The sequence below is a fragment of the Pseudomonas sp. JH-2 genome, from assembly GCF_036231725.1.
GTDB lineage: Bacteria > Pseudomonadota > Gammaproteobacteria > Pseudomonadales > Pseudomonadaceae > Pseudomonas > Pseudomonas delhiensis.
This window is the reverse complement of sequence record NZ_JAZAQP010000001.1, coordinates 301649-314830: the sequence shown is the minus strand read 5'-3', so window position 1 is coordinate 314830 and position 13182 is coordinate 301649. Positions and strand designations below refer to the sequence as shown.

The following is a 13182-nucleotide window of genomic DNA, read 5'->3' as shown; positions in this document are numbered from 1 at the left end:
CCTGAAATCCCCTCTGAAAATGAAAACGGCGACCCCAGGGCCGCCGTTTTCCGTTCGTTGCAAGGCTTTATTTCTTCTTGCGCACGTACAGGACCAGGTTGTGGTCCACCAGCTCGAAGCCGCGTTCCTTGACGATTTCCTTCTGGCGCTTCTCGATCTCGCTGTCCATGAACTCGATGACCTCGCCGGTATCCACGCAGACCATGTGGTCGTGGTGGCCGCTGTCGGCCAGCTCGAACACGGCGTGGCCACCGTCGAAGTTGTGGCGTACCACCAGGCCGGCTGCCTCGAATTGGGTCAGCACGCGGTACACGGTGGCCAGGCCGACATCCTCACCGGCCTCCATCAGCGCCTTGTAGACATCCTCGGCGCTCATGTGGCGTTGCTCGGCGGAATCGAGCATCTGCAGGATCTTGACGCGCGGCAGGGTGACTTTCAGGCCGGCCTTGCGCAGTTCGCTATTTTCAACCATGTGTGCTTTCTCGGCGCGGAATGCTTCGCAGCATCCTTCAATGCGGGTATGATCGGGGTTTCGTCGCCCAGCCAAGATAGTGGAAGTCACCCCCCGATGCAAAACACCAAGCTCATGCTGACCAGTCTCGCATTCGCAATGGGACTAGCCGCACTCGCCGGTTGTTCGTTCCCGGGGGTCTACAAGATCGACATCCAGCAAGGCAACGTCGTAACACAAGACATGATAGACCAACTGAAGCCGGGAATGACCCGTCGGCAGGTGCGTTTCATCATGGGCAACCCGCTGATCGTGGATACCTTCCACCCCGACCGCTGGGACTACCTCTACAGCATCCAGCCCGGCGGCGGCCAGCGCCAGCAGGAGCGCGTCAGCCTGATGTTCAACGGCAACGACCAGTTGATCGGCCTGAACGGCGACTTCCGCCCGGGCGTCAGCCGCGACGAGGCCATCCTCGGCAAGGAAACCACCCCCGCCTCGCCCGAGCAGCCGCAGCAGCAGAAGCCGGAGCAGCCCAGGGAAGAGCCGGCCAAGCCGGGCTCGGTGGAAGAACAGCTGCAGCGCGAAGTCGACGAGGCCAAGCCGGTCGCCGTGCCCACGCCGGAACCGCTGGAAACCAACCCGCAGTAACCCGCGTACCCATGAAAAAGCCCGGCATCGACCGGGCTTTTTCATGTCCACGTGTTTCGCTCAGCCCTTGCTGGCCCTGGCGCGGGCGGCGCGCTGCTTGCGCACCTCCTTGGGGTCGGCGATCAGCGGCCGGTAGATTTCCACCCGCTCGCCCTCTTCCAGCACCCGCCCGTCCGGATCGGCGACCGCCTTGCCGAAGATGCCCAGCGGGCTGTTGAGCACGTCCAGCTCGGGGAACTGCGCGGCGATGCCGGACAGCCTCACCGCCTCGCGCACCCGCGTGCCGCAGGGCACGCTCAGGCGCAGCAGGCGCTGGCGCTCGGGCAGCGCGCAGACCACCTCGATGGCGATGCTGCGCCCTTCAGCCATACAGCTGCTTGGCGCGCTGGCAGAAGGCGTCGACCATGGTGTTGGCCGCCTGGGTGAACAGCGGGCCGAGGGTCGCCTTGACCAGGGCGCCGGCGTAGTCGAAGGTCAGGTCCAGGGTGATCTTGCAGGCCTTGTCGCCCAGGGCCTTGAAGGTCCACACGCCATGCAGCTCGGAGAACGGGCCGTCCTCGAGGTTCATCTCGATGCTCTGCCCGGGCACCAGCACGTTGCGCGTGCTGAAGCGCTGCGACAGGTTGCCCTTGGCCACACTGAGCTCGGCGCGCATCGCCGTTTCGCTTGCTTCCAGCACCTTGCTCGCCGAGCACCAGGGCAGGAACTCCGGGTAGCGCGCCACATCGTTGACCAGGTCGTACAGCGCCTTCGCGGGATAGGGCAGCAGGGCCGAACGCTGGATATGCGTGCTCATAGAGGTCTCGCTTCTTCAGTGGAAGGGCGCCAGCGGCTCCAGGGCGATCCGGCGTCCCTCTGTGCAAAAAAACAGCGCGCATTCTCCGAGATTAGCCACGCCCTCTCAAGCGCGCATCCCGCCGCACCCGCAAATGCGTCCGCGTCGCACACCGACTTCGGCATCGCGGAATCCAAAGACAGCCATTCCCCCGATGGCGGCGCGGCGAGCGACTCCCTATAATGCGCCGCCTATGGCTAAACAGAAGAAACACCCCCAGGGGACCATCGCGCAGAACAAGAAGGCTCTGCACGACTACTTCATCGAGCAACGCTTCGAGGCGGGCATCGCCCTGGCCGGCTGGGAGGTCAAGAGCCTGCGCGCCGGCAAGGCCCAGCTGGTCGACAGCTACGTCCTGCTCAAGGACGGCGAGGCCTGGCTGCTGGGCAGCCACATCACCCCGCTGACCACCGCCAGCACCCACGTGATCGCCGACCCGGTGCGCACGCGCAAGCTGCTGCTGCACAAGCGCGAGCTGGGCAAGCTGTTCGGCGCGGTGCAGCAGAAGGGCTACGCCTGCGTGGCGCTGTCGATGTACTGGAAGAAGCACCTGATCAAGTGCGAGATCGCCCTGGCCAAGGGCAAGAAGGAATACGACAAGCGCGACACCGAGAAGGAACGCGATTCCAATCGCGAGATCCAGCGCGCGATGCGGCACGGCAAGGAAGACTGAAAGCGGCTGCAGGCGGCAGGCTACAGGCGGCAGGTAAGAGCCGCTCTTGCCTGCTGCCTGTAGCCTGTAGCCTGTAGCCTGTAGCCGCTCTTAAACCCCCAGCCTGCGCTGCGCCCGCTGCAGGCGTCGTGCCTCGTCCTGCGCCTCCTCCAGCACTTCCCGCACATAGGAAATGTGCCGGTGGGATATCTCCCGCGCCTCTTCCGCGCGGCCCTGCATGATCGCCTCGTACAGCTCGCGGTGCTGGCTCATCAGTTGCTCGCGGGTTTCCGCGCGCTGGGCGTACATGCCGCCGATGTTGGTCACCACGTTGTGCTTGAGCAGGTCGAACAGGCCGCGGATGGTGTGCAGCAGCACGGTGTTGTGGCTGGCCTCGGCGATGGCCAGGTGGAAGCTGGCGTCGGCCGCCCCCTCCTCGTCGCTGACCTTGTCGTTGTGCTGGTAGCAGGCCTGCAGCGTCTCGAAGGCGCTGGTCAGGCGCTGGTGGTCCACCTCGGTGGCGCGTAGCGCGGCGTAGTAGGCGCAGGAGCCCTCCAGGGTGTGGCGGAACTCCAGCAGGTCGCGCTGCGCCTCGGGATTGGTCTCCAGCAGGTGCAGCAGCGGGTCGCTGAAGGTCGAGCCCAGGGCCTGCGCGACGTAGTTGCCGCCGCCCTGGCGGCTGACCAGCAGCCCCTTGGCCACCAGCTTCTGAATCGCCTCGCGCAGCGACGGCCGCGACACGCCGAACTGCTCCGCCAGCAGGCGCTCGGCCGGCAGGCGCTCGCCCGCCTTGAGCGTGCCCTCGAGGATCATCGCCTCGAGGCGCTCGACGATATCGTCCGACAAGCGGCGCTGCCGTACCTGATTGAAAGCCATCTTTTCCCCACCTCTCGGCCCCCGCCTGGCGGAAGGCCCCGTTCCACAGGCGCGGCAGCCTAACCAGCGGCGCCGGCCACAACAAGCCCGGCGATCGCCTGGATCGCCCGGTCCGACAAAAGTTGTAGCCCCGCAAATTGACAGGCTACAGGGATGCTTTTACTCTGAGCGCTCGCTTTTGTAAATTGGTATTACCAATTTTGCGAGATACGCCGAGACGGTCGTCCGCCTGCCGCCAACCCTCGCCGGGGCGGCGCAAAACCCACGACACGGCGCAACACCAGACTCCAATCAAAAAACAATTAGGAGCCAAAACAGCATGCAAACCTGGCAGCAGATCTATACCCCGCTCGGCAGCCTCGGCCTGTCCGCGCTGGTCGCCGTGATCCCGATCGTCTTCTTCTTCCTCGCCCTCGCCGTGTTCCGCCTCAAGGGCCACGTCGCCGGCACCATCACCCTGATCCTCTCCATCGTCGTCGCCATCGCCGCCTACGGCATGCCGGTCGGCAAGGCCCTGGGCGCCGCGTTCTACGGCTTCCTCTACGGTCTCTGGCCGATCGCCTGGATCATCGTCGCGGCGGTGTTCCTGTACAAACTGACGGTGAAGAGCGGGCAGTTCGAGATCATCCGCAGCTCGGTCCTGTCGATCACCTCCGACCAACGCCTGCAGGTGCTGCTGATCGGTTTCTCGTTCGGCGCCTTCCTCGAAGGCGCGGCCGGCTTCGGCGCCCCGGTGGCGATCACTGCCGCCCTGCTCGTCGGCCTGGGCTTCAACCCGCTGTACGCCGCCGGCCTGTGCCTGATCGCCAACACCGCGCCGGTGGCCTTCGGCGCCCTGGGCATCCCGATCATCGTCGCCGGCCAGGTCTCGGGCATCGACGCCTTCAAGATCGGCGCCATGGCCGGCCGCCAGCTGCCGCTGCTGTCGCTGCTGGTGCCCTTCTGGCTGGTGTTCATGATGGATGGCCTCAAGGGCGTGAAGGAAACCTGGCCGGCCGCCCTGGTCGCCGGCGGCAGCTTCGCCATCAGCCAGTACTTCACCTCCAACTTCATCGGCCCGGAACTGCCGGACATCACCTCCGCGCTCATCAGCCTGGTGTGCCTGACGCTGTTCCTGAAGGTCTGGCAGCCGGCCGGCGCCGCTGAAGTGGTCGGCGTTTCCGGCGGCGCCGCCGTCGCCGGCGGTGGCGGTGCCCCGCGCGCCGAGCCCTCGCCCTACAGCGTCGGCGAGATCGTCAAGGCCTGGTCGCCGTTCCTGGTGCTCACCGTGCTGGTCACCATCTGGACGCTGAAGCCGTTCAAGGCCATGTTCCTGCCCGGCGGCGCGCTCTACAGCCTGGTGTTCAACTTCCCGATCCCCGGCCTTGACCAACTGGTGTTCAAGGGCCCGCCGATCGCCGCGGCCGCCACCGCCCTGCCGGCCGTGTTCAAGTTCGACCCGCTGGCCGCCACCGGCACCGCGATCCTGATCTCCGCGATCGTCTCCATGTTCATCCTGCGCATCGCCGCGAAAACTGGTCTGACCACTTTCAAGGAAACCCTGGTCGAGCTGAAGTGGCCGGTGCTGTCCATCGGCATGGTGCTGGCCTTCGCCTTCGTCACCAACTTCTCCGGCATGTCCACCACCCTGGCCCTGGTACTGGCCGGCACCGGCGCGGCCTTCCCGTTCTTCTCGCCGTTCCTCGGCTGGCTGGGCGTGTTCCTGACCGGCTCGGACACCTCGTCCAACGCGCTGTTCGGCGCCCTGCAGGGCACCACCGCGCACCAGATCGGCGTCAACGACACCCTGCTGGTGGCCGCCAACACCACCGGCGGCGTGACCGGCAAGATGATCTCGCCGCAATCCATCGCCGTGGCCTGCGCCGCCACCGGCATGGTCGGCAAGGAATCCGACCTGTTCCGCTTCACCCTGAAGCACAGCCTGCTGTTCGCCGCGGTGATCGGCGTGATCACCCTGCTGCAGGCCTATGTCTTCACCGGCATGCTCGTTCACTAAGCTGTACCTGCCGGGCCCAGCGCTACGGGGCCCGGCCTTCACCGTCCACCCCAACCGGTGCCCTGCCAGATGATCATTTCCGCCTCCACCGACTACCGCGCCGCGGCCCAACGCAAGATTCCGCCCTTCCTGTTCCACTACGCCGACGGCGGCGCCTACGCCGAGCACACGCTGCGCCGCAACGTGGCGGACCTCTCGGACATCGCCCTGCGCCAGCGCGTGCTGAAGAACATGTCCGAGCTGAGCCTGGAAACCCGGCTGTTCAACGAGACCCTGGCGATGCCGGTGGCCCTGGCCCCGGTCGGCCTGACCGGCATGTACGCCCGCCGCGGCGAGGTGCAGGCGGCGCGCGCCGCGGCCTCCAAGGGCGTGCCCTTCACCCTGTCGACCGTCTCGGTGTGCCCGATCGAGGAAGTGGCGCCGGCCATCGACCGGCCCATGTGGTTCCAGCTCTACGTCCTGAAGGACCGCGGCTTCATGAAGAACGCCCTGGAGCGGGCCAAGGCCGCCGGCTGCTCGACCCTGGTGTTCACCGTGGACATGCCGGTGCCCGGCGCCCGCTACCGCGACGCCCACTCCGGCATGAGCGGCCCGAACGCGCCGCTGCGGCGCATGTGGCAGGCCATGACCCACCCGCAGTGGGCGCTGGACGTCGGCCTGCTGGGCCGCCCCCACGACCTGGGCAACATCTCCAGGTACCGCGGCAACCCCACGGGCCTGGCCGACTACATCGGCTGGCTGGGCGCCAACTTCGACCCGTCGATTTCCTGGAAGGACCTGGAGTGGATCCGCGACTTCTGGGAAGGCCCGATGGTGATCAAGGGCATCCTCGACCCGGAAGACGCCAGGGACGCGGTGAAATTCGGCGCCGACGGCATAGTCGTGTCCAACCACGGCGGCCGCCAGCTCGACGGCGTGCTGTCCAGCGCCCGCGCCCTGCCGGCCATCGCCGACGCGGTGAAGGGCGACCTGACCATCCTCGCCGACTCCGGCATCCGCAACGGCCTGGACGTGGTCCGCATGATCGCCCTGGGCGCCGACAGCGTGCTGCTCGGCCGCGCCTTCCTCTACGCCCTGGCGGTGGATGGCGAGGCCGGCGTGCGCAACCTGCTGGAGCTGATCGAGAAGGAAATGCGCGTGGCCATGGTGCTCACCGGCGCCAAGTCGATCAGCGAAATCACCCGCGACTCGCTGGTACGCGAGCTCGGCGCCTGAAGGCGCCCCTGTAGGAGCGAGCTTGCTCGCGAACCTGCCCGGCTCCGTGCCTGCCGGGTTCGCGAGCAAGCTCGCTCCTACAAAAGAACGTGCCCCCGCGCGTTCGACCCAAAAGAACACCGATGGGCCGTCCAGCGGTCCACGCTCACCGATGATGACTGGAGCCGCCATGAGCCTGCCCGCCGCGTTCCTCGACACGGTCGAACACCTGATCCCCCGCGAGCGCCGCTTCGACGACCCGCTCTCGACCCTGGCCTTCGGCACCGACGCCAGCTTCTACCGGCTGATCCCCAAGCTGGTGATCCGCGTCGAGAGCGAAGACGAGGTGCGCACCCTGCTGCGCGCCGCCCACGCCCAGCAGGTGGCGGTGACCTTCCGCGCCGCTGGCACCAGCCTGTCCGGCCAGGCGGTGAGCGACTCGGTGCTGCTGGTGCTGGGCGACAACTGGAACGGCCGCGACATCCGTGGCGGCGGCGAGCGGATTCGCCTGCAACCCGGGGTGATCGGCGCCCAGGCCAACGCCTGGCTGGCGCCCTTCGGCCGCAAGATCGGCCCCGACCCGGCGTCGATCAATGCCTGCAAGATCGGCGGCATCGTCGCCAACAACGCCAGCGGCATGTGCTGCGGCACCGCGCAGAACAGCTACAACACCCTGGCCGGCCTGCGCCTGGTGCTGGCCGACGGCAGCCTGCTGGACAGCGAGGACCCGGCCAGCGTCGAGGCCTTCCAGGCCAGCCATGGCGAAATCCTCGAAAGCCTGGCCGAACTGGGCCGGCAGACCCGCGCCAACACCGAGCTGGCAGCGAAGATCCGCCACAAGTACCGGCTGAAGAACACCACCGGCTTCTCCCTCAACGCCCTGGTGGACTACGATCAGCCGCTGGACATCCTCACCCACCTGATGGTCGGCTCCGAGGGCACCCTGGGCTTCATCAGCGCGGTGACCTACGACACCGTGCCCGATCACCCGCACAAGGCCAGCGCGCTCATCGTCTTCCCCGACGTGGAAACCTGCTGCAAGGCCGTGCCGGTGCTCAAGCGGCAGCCGGTGTCCGCCGTGGAGCTGCTGGACCGCCGCAGCCTGCGCTCGGTGGAGAACATGCAGGGCATGCCGGCGTGGGTGAAGAGCCTGTCCGCCGGCGCCTGCGCGCTGCTCATCGAATCCCGCGCGGCAACGCAGACGCTGCTGCACGAGCAGTTGGCGCAGATCATGGCCTCCATCGCCGAATTCCCGGTGGAGAAGCAGGTCGACTTCAGCGAAGACCCGCTGGTCTACAACCAGCTCTGGCGCATCCGCAAGGACACCTTCCCGGCGGTGGGCGCAGTGCGCGAGACCGGCACCACGGTGATCATCGAGGACGTCACCTTCCCCGTCGAACAGCTGGCCGAGGGCGTGAACCGGCTGATCGGGCTGTTCGACAGGCACGGCTACGATGAAGCCATCCTGTTCGGCCACGCGCTGGAGGGCAACCTGCACTTCGTCTTCACCCAGGGCTTCGACTCGCCCGAGCAGGTGGCGCGCTACTCGGCCTTCATGGACGACGTGGCGCACCTGGTGGCGGTGGAGTACGGCGGCTCGCTGAAGGCCGAGCACGGCACCGGGCGCAACATGGCGCCCTTCGTCGAGCTGGAATGGGGCCACGACGCCTACCAGCTGATGTGGCAGCTCAAGCGCCTGCTCGACCCGCAGGGCATCCTCAACCCGGGCGTGATCCTCACCGACGACCCGCAGCTGCACCTGAAGAACCTCAAGCCGCTGCCGGCCGCCGACGAGATCGTCGACAAGTGCATCGAATGCGGCTTCTGCGAGCCGGTCTGCCCGTCCAGGGGCCTGACCCTCAGCCCGCGCCAGCGCATCGTCATGTGGCGCGACATCCAGGCTAAACGCCGCAGCGGCGCCGACACCACGCAACTGGAGCGCGACTACCAGTACCAGGGCATCGACACCTGCGCCGCCACCGGTCTGTGCGCCCAGCGCTGCCCGGTGAACATCAACACCGGCGAGCTGGTGAAGAAACTGCGCGGCGAGCAGGCCCGCCACGCCGGCACTGCCACCTGGCTGGCGCGCAACTTCGCCACGGCGATGAAGGGCACGCGCTTCATGCTCCACACGGCCAACGGCGCGCGCATGCTGCTTGGCGCGCCGCGCCTGGCCAGCCTCAGCGCGTCCATCAGCCACGCCAGCAAGGGCCGCGTACCGCAGTGGACGCCGGCCATGCCGCAGCCAGTGCGCTTCACCGCGCCACAGGCCGCCGCCGACGGCGACAAGCCGCGGGTGGTCTACCTGACCGCCTGCGTGTCCCGCGCCATGGGCCCAGCGGCCGGCGACGAGGAGCAGGTGCCGCTGATCGACAAGACCCGCCAGTTGCTGGAGAAGGCCGGCTACCAGGTGGTGTTCCCGGACAACGCCGACAACCTCTGCTGCGGCCAGCCCTTCGCCTCCAAGGGCTACAAGCAGCAGGCCGACGACAAGCGCGACGAACTGCTGGCCGCGCTGTTGCAGGCCAGCCGCGGCGGGCTCGACCCGATCTACTGCGACACCAGCCCCTGCACCCTGCGCCTGGTCCAGGACCTGGCCGACAGCCGGCTGCGGATCTACGACCCGGTGAAGTTCATCCGCACCCACCTGGTCGACCGCCTGGACTTCCAGCCGCTGGACAAGCCGGTGGCGGTGCACGTCACCTGCAGCACCCAGCACCTGGGCGAAAGCCAGGCGCTGATCGACCTGGTGCGCCGCTGCGCCCGGGAAGTGGTGGTCCCCGAGGGCATCCACTGCTGCGGCTTCGCCGGCGACAAGGGCTTCACCACCCCGGAGCTCAACGCCCACTCGCTGCGCAGCCTGAAGGACGCGGTGCAGTACTGCGACGAAGGCGTGTCCACCAGCCGCACCTGCGAGATCGGCCTGAGCGCCCACGGCGGCATCGACTACCACGGGGTGGTCTACCTGGTGGACCGCGTCACCCGCGCCCGCACTGCCCCGTAGGAAGTAGCCGTCTATTGGCTTCCCGCGTTCGCGGGAATGACAAGGATAGCCAGGCGCCCAGGATGACACTGACCCCGCCGCTCACGCCGAACGGCCCCCTCTCCCGCTTGCGGGAGAGGGCTGGGGAGAGGGTACGGAGTCAACCCAAAGCACTGCAGCCGCCGGGTAATCCCGTTCGCGAGCAAGCTCGCTCCTACACAGCTCCACGCATGGTGCTCCCCTGTAGGAGCGCACCCTGCGCGCGAATCGCGGGCAGGGCCCGCTCCTACAGGATGACGTCGGACCTAACGGCCACACCGGACAGCCCCCTCTCCCGCTTGCGGGAGAGGGCTGGGGAGAGGGTGCGGAGTCAACCCAAAGCACTGCAGCCGCCGGGTAATCCCGTTCGCGAGCAAGCTCGCTCCTACACAGCTCCACGCATGGTGCTCCCCTGTAGGAGCGCACCCTGCGCGCGAATCGCGGGCAGGGCCCGCTCCTACAGGATGACGTCGGACCTAACGGCCACGCCGAACGGCCCCCTCTCCCGCTTGCGGGAGAGGGCTGGGGAGAGGGTGCGGAGTCAACCCAAAGCACTACAGCCGCCGGGTAGTCCCGTTCGCAAGCAAGCTCGCTCCTACACAGCTCCACGCATGGTGCCCCCCTGTAGGAGCGCGCCCTGCGCGCGAATCGCGGGCAGGGCCCGCTCCTACAGGATGACGTCGGACCTAACGGCCACGCCGGACGCCCCCTCTCCCGCTTGCGGGAGAGGGCTGGGGAGAGGGTGCGGAGTCAACCCAAAGCACTGCAGCCGCCGGGTAACCCCGTTCGCGAGCAAGCTCGCTCCTGCGATAGCGCTGCCCCGCGTGCACCCATCCTACGAAAAGCGCCTCGGCGCGAAGATACGCAATCGCGCGCAGGAGCCCAGCCCCGCCTTAACCAGGCGTTAAGCCGGCGCTGCCAGCCTCTGCCGCGAAACCGCCGCTGCGGCTATCCTGCTGCGGATGGCCGCGGCGGTACCGCGCGAAAGGGGGCGAACATGAGAATCCTGCTGGCTGAAGACGACCCGCTGCTGGGCGACGGCATCCGCGCCGGGCTGGGCCTGGAAGGCGATACCGTGGACTGGGTGACCGACGGCGTGGCCGCCGACCAGGCCCTGGCCACCGACGAATTCGACCTGCTGGTGCTCGACCTCGGCCTGCCGCGCCGCGACGGCATGGAGGTGCTGCGCGGCCTGCGCCGGCGCGGCGACATGACGCCGGTGCTGATCCTCACCGCCCGCGACAAGGTCGCCGACCGCGTGGCCGGCCTGGACGCTGGCGCCGACGACTACCTGAGCAAGCCCTTCGACCTCGACGAACTGCTGGCCCGCGTGCGCGCCCTCACCCGCCGCCACACCGGCCGCGCCCAGCCGGTGCTGGAACACGGCGAGCTGCGCCTGGACCCGGCCACCCACCAGGTCAGCCTGGGCGGTGAGGCGGTGGAACTGGCCCCACGCGAATACGCCCTGCTGCGCCTGCTGCTGGAACAGCGCGGCAAGGTGCTCTCGCGCACCCGCCTGGTGGAAGCCCTGTACGGCTGGGACGGCGAGCTGGAAAGCAACGCCATCGAAGTCCACGTGCACCACCTGCGGCGCAAGCTGGGCAACGAGCTGATCCGCACCGTGCGCGGCATCGGCTACGGCATCGACCGCCCGGCCAAGGACGCGCCTTGAGCGCCACGCCCGGGCGCACGCGCCGCGCCGGCTCGCTGAGCCGGCGCCTGCTGCTGCTGCTGATCGGCGGCGTGAGCCTGTGCTGGGTGCTGGCCGGCACCCTCACCTACCACCTCGCCTCGCGGCAGGTGGACCGCCTCTACGACGAGGACATGATCGACTTCGGCGAGGCCGCCCTGCGCCTGGTGGACGTCGCCGGCGGCCAGGGCGAGCTGATCGCCCGCAGCCGCAAGGCCATCGAGGGGCTGCCGCTGGTCAGGCGCGAATCCGCCCTGGGCTACAGCCTCTGGTACCAGGGCCAGCCGCTGTTCGCCACGCCCGGACTGCCCACCGGCCTGGAAGCCCTGGAAACCGGCTTCTCCGAAATCAGCCACGGCGGCATCACCTGGCGCGTCCTGCAGTTGAGCACCCGCGACGAGAACGCGCGCATCTGGGTGGTGGAGAACCTCCACCACCGCAGCCACACCCTGCGCCTGCTGCTGCTCAGCGCGCTCTTCCCGCTGCTGCTGGCCCTGCCGCTGCTGGCCCTGCTGGTGTGGTTCGGCGTCAACAACGGCCTGGCGCCGCTGCGCATCCTCACTGCGCAACTGCACCAGCGCGGCGCCCACAGCCTGCAGCCCCTGGCGCTGAACCGGGCGCCGGTGGAAGTGCACAGCCTGGTCAACGAACTCAACCTGCTGCTCGAACGCCTGGGCACCGCCATGGAGGCCGAGCGCCGCCTCACCAGCGACGCCGCCCACGAAATCCGCACGCCCCTGGCCAGCCTGCGCACCCACGCCCAGGTGGCGCTGCGCTCCTCCGACCCGGCGGTGCTCGCCCATGGCCTGCAGCAGGTCAGCCGCAGCGTCGAGCGCATCGGCACGCTGATGGAGCAGATCCTCCTGCTGGCGCGCCTGGACAACGAGGAACTGCACGAAACCTTCACCCGCGTCGACCTCGGCCAGCTCAGCGAGGAAACCATCGCCGAGCTGGCCCCCCAGGCCATCGACAAGGGCATCGAGCTGACCCTGGAGAACCAGGGCGCCGAGGTCATGGGCGTGGCGGTGTGGCTGGGCATCATGCTCGGCAACCTGGTGGGCAACGCCCTGCGCTACACCCCCGAGGGCGGCCACGTGGAAGTGCGCCTGGGCACCGAGGGCCCCCAGGTGCAGCTGTGGGTGCTGGACTCCGGCCCCGGCGTGGCCGCCGCCGAGCAGGCCGCCATCTTCACCCGCTTCTACCGCAGCCCCGGCGTCGCCTCCGGCAGCGGCGGCAGCGGCCTGGGCCTGCCCATCGTCAAGCGCGTGGTGGAAATCCACCAGGGCCGCATCAGCCTGCACCCGGGCCTGGACGGCCGCGGCCTGGGCGTGCGGGTGGAACTGCCGTCCGCGCAACTTTCCTGAACCCGGCACGGCCACCGCAGTCCACCGTACAGGCCCCGCTCGCCTGGCGAGTCGCCGCCTGCGTCATGTTCAGCCGTACAGGTACCGCATCATGAAAACCACCATCCTGTTCATCAGTGCCGCGCTGCTCGCGTCGCCGGTGTTCGCCGCCGACCGCTGCAGCGACAACCTGCAGCGGATCGACGAGAGCATGCAGAGCACCAACAGCAGCGACAGCGTGCAGGAGCAGGCCATGCGTCTTCAGGAGAAAGCTGCCCAGGCCCAGGAACAAGGCAATACCCAGGCCTGCGTCGCCATGACCGAGAAAGCCCTGAAACTGCTGAAGGCCTCGTCCAGCAGCTGACCCGCCCCGTGTTGGGCGCCATGCGTCATAAGCCGGGCTGAGGGCCCGTCATTCGCGAGGCCCCGGTTCGCTCCGGGGCCCCGCTTCATCCCTAAGATGGAGCGATTC

The 13182-nt window shown here is 68.2% G+C and carries 12 protein-coding genes; 8 read left to right on the top strand and 4 right to left on the bottom strand.

Features of this window, described 5'->3' with window-relative positions:
* Positions 1-67: 67 nt before the first annotated feature.
* Positions 68-472 (bottom strand): ferric iron uptake transcriptional regulator, encoded by a 405-nt coding sequence (gene fur / locus VV867_RS01425; protein WP_009613072.1) that lies wholly within the window; start codon positions 470-472, stop codon positions 68-70.
* 96 nt (positions 473-568) lie between these two features.
* Here fur and VV867_RS01420 point away from each other — a divergent pair, with 96 nt between their 5' ends.
* Complete coding sequence (locus VV867_RS01420) at positions 569-1102, top strand: outer membrane protein assembly factor BamE (protein ID WP_089390220.1); 534 nt, start codon at positions 569-571, stop codon at positions 1100-1102.
* A gap of 60 nt (positions 1103-1162) precedes the next feature.
* Here VV867_RS01420 and VV867_RS01415 read toward each other — a convergent pair whose 3' ends face one another.
* Together VV867_RS01415 and VV867_RS01410 are read right to left on the bottom strand one after the other, a co-directional pair.
* Positions 1163-1471, bottom strand: coding sequence for an RnfH family protein (locus VV867_RS01415; protein WP_089390219.1), 309 nt, complete (start codon positions 1469-1471; stop codon positions 1163-1165).
* Positions 1464-1898, bottom strand: a complete 435-nt coding sequence (locus tag VV867_RS01410; protein ID WP_058488394.1) for a type II toxin-antitoxin system RatA family toxin — start codon at positions 1896-1898, stop codon at positions 1464-1466. Before VV867_RS01410 ends, VV867_RS01415 begins: the two co-directional genes overlap by 8 nt.
* A 232-nt stretch (positions 1899-2130) precedes the next feature.
* On the opposite strand from VV867_RS01410, the gene smpB reads away from it, so the two are divergent.
* On the top strand, positions 2131-2610 hold the full coding sequence (gene smpB, locus VV867_RS01405; RefSeq protein ID WP_089390218.1) for an SsrA-binding protein SmpB: 480 nt from the start codon (positions 2131-2133) through the stop codon (positions 2608-2610).
* Between the two features lie 90 nt (positions 2611-2700).
* Here smpB and VV867_RS01400 read toward each other — a convergent pair whose 3' ends face one another.
* Positions 2701-3465 (bottom strand): FCD domain-containing protein, encoded by a 765-nt coding sequence (locus tag VV867_RS01400; RefSeq protein ID WP_089390217.1) that lies wholly within the window; start codon positions 3463-3465, stop codon positions 2701-2703.
* Between the two features lie 319 nt (positions 3466-3784).
* Here VV867_RS01400 and VV867_RS01395 point away from each other — a divergent pair, with 319 nt between their 5' ends.
* The 6 genes from VV867_RS01395 (at position 3785) to VV867_RS01370 (ending at position 13074) form a co-directional block, all read left to right on the top strand.
* Positions 3785-5461 (top strand): lactate permease LctP family transporter, encoded by a 1677-nt coding sequence (locus VV867_RS01395; RefSeq protein ID WP_328565453.1) that lies wholly within the window; start codon positions 3785-3787, stop codon positions 5459-5461.
* A gap of 69 nt (positions 5462-5530) precedes the next feature.
* Positions 5531-6676 carry an FMN-dependent L-lactate dehydrogenase LldD gene (lldD, locus tag VV867_RS01390; RefSeq protein WP_089390215.1) on the top strand — a complete coding sequence of 382 codons (1146 nt, stop codon included), beginning with the start codon at positions 5531-5533 and terminating at the stop codon, positions 6674-6676.
* A 169-nt stretch (positions 6677-6845) separates the two neighbouring features.
* Complete coding sequence (locus tag VV867_RS01385; RefSeq protein WP_328565452.1) at positions 6846-9659, top strand: FAD-binding and (Fe-S)-binding domain-containing protein; 2814 nt, start codon at positions 6846-6848, stop codon at positions 9657-9659.
* Positions 9660-10674: 1015 nt separating this feature from the next.
* The gene (locus tag VV867_RS01380; protein WP_089390213.1) at positions 10675-11349 is read left to right on the top strand and encodes a response regulator; all 675 of its coding nucleotides are present in this window, start codon (positions 10675-10677) and stop codon (positions 11347-11349) included.
* Positions 11346-12731, top strand: a complete 1386-nt coding sequence (locus tag VV867_RS01375) for a sensor histidine kinase (RefSeq protein WP_328565451.1) — start codon at positions 11346-11348, stop codon at positions 12729-12731. The genes VV867_RS01380 and VV867_RS01375 overlap by 4 nt, the downstream gene beginning before the upstream one ends.
* Positions 12732-12822: 91 nt before the next feature.
* Positions 12823-13074 carry a hypothetical protein gene (locus VV867_RS01370; RefSeq protein ID WP_009613086.1) on the top strand — a complete coding sequence of 84 codons (252 nt, stop codon included), beginning with the start codon at positions 12823-12825 and terminating at the stop codon, positions 13072-13074.
* Positions 13075-13182: the final 108 nt, after the last annotated feature.

Bases quoted from the DNA above. Each gene is read 5' to 3' on its own strand.
- VV867_RS01410 (WP_058488394.1), bottom strand. From the start codon at position 1,898: ATGAGCACGCATATCCAGCGTTCGGCCCTGCTGCCCTATCCCGCGAAG.
- VV867_RS01420 (WP_089390220.1), top strand. From the start codon at position 569: ATGCAAAACACCAAGCTCATGCTGACCAGTCTCGCATTCGCAATGGGA.
- fur (WP_009613072.1), bottom strand. From the start codon at position 472: ATGGTTGAAAATAGCGAACTGCGCAAGGCCGGCCTGAAAGTCACCCTG.
- smpB (WP_089390218.1), top strand. From the start codon at position 2,131: ATGGCTAAACAGAAGAAACACCCCCAGGGGACCATCGCGCAGAACAAG.
- VV867_RS01395 (WP_328565453.1), top strand. From the start codon at position 3,785: ATGCAAACCTGGCAGCAGATCTATACCCCGCTCGGCAGCCTCGGCCTG.
- VV867_RS01370 (WP_009613086.1), top strand. From the start codon at position 12,823: ATGAAAACCACCATCCTGTTCATCAGTGCCGCGCTGCTCGCGTCGCCG.
- VV867_RS01400 (WP_089390217.1), bottom strand. From the start codon at position 3,465: ATGGCTTTCAATCAGGTACGGCAGCGCCGCTTGTCGGACGATATCGTC.
- VV867_RS01415 (WP_089390219.1), bottom strand. From the start codon at position 1,471: ATGGCTGAAGGGCGCAGCATCGCCATCGAGGTGGTCTGCGCGCTGCCC.
- VV867_RS01380 (WP_089390213.1), top strand. From the start codon at position 10,675: ATGAGAATCCTGCTGGCTGAAGACGACCCGCTGCTGGGCGACGGCATC.
- VV867_RS01385 (WP_328565452.1), top strand. From the start codon at position 6,846: ATGAGCCTGCCCGCCGCGTTCCTCGACACGGTCGAACACCTGATCCCC.
- lldD (WP_089390215.1), top strand. From the start codon at position 5,531: ATGATCATTTCCGCCTCCACCGACTACCGCGCCGCGGCCCAACGCAAG.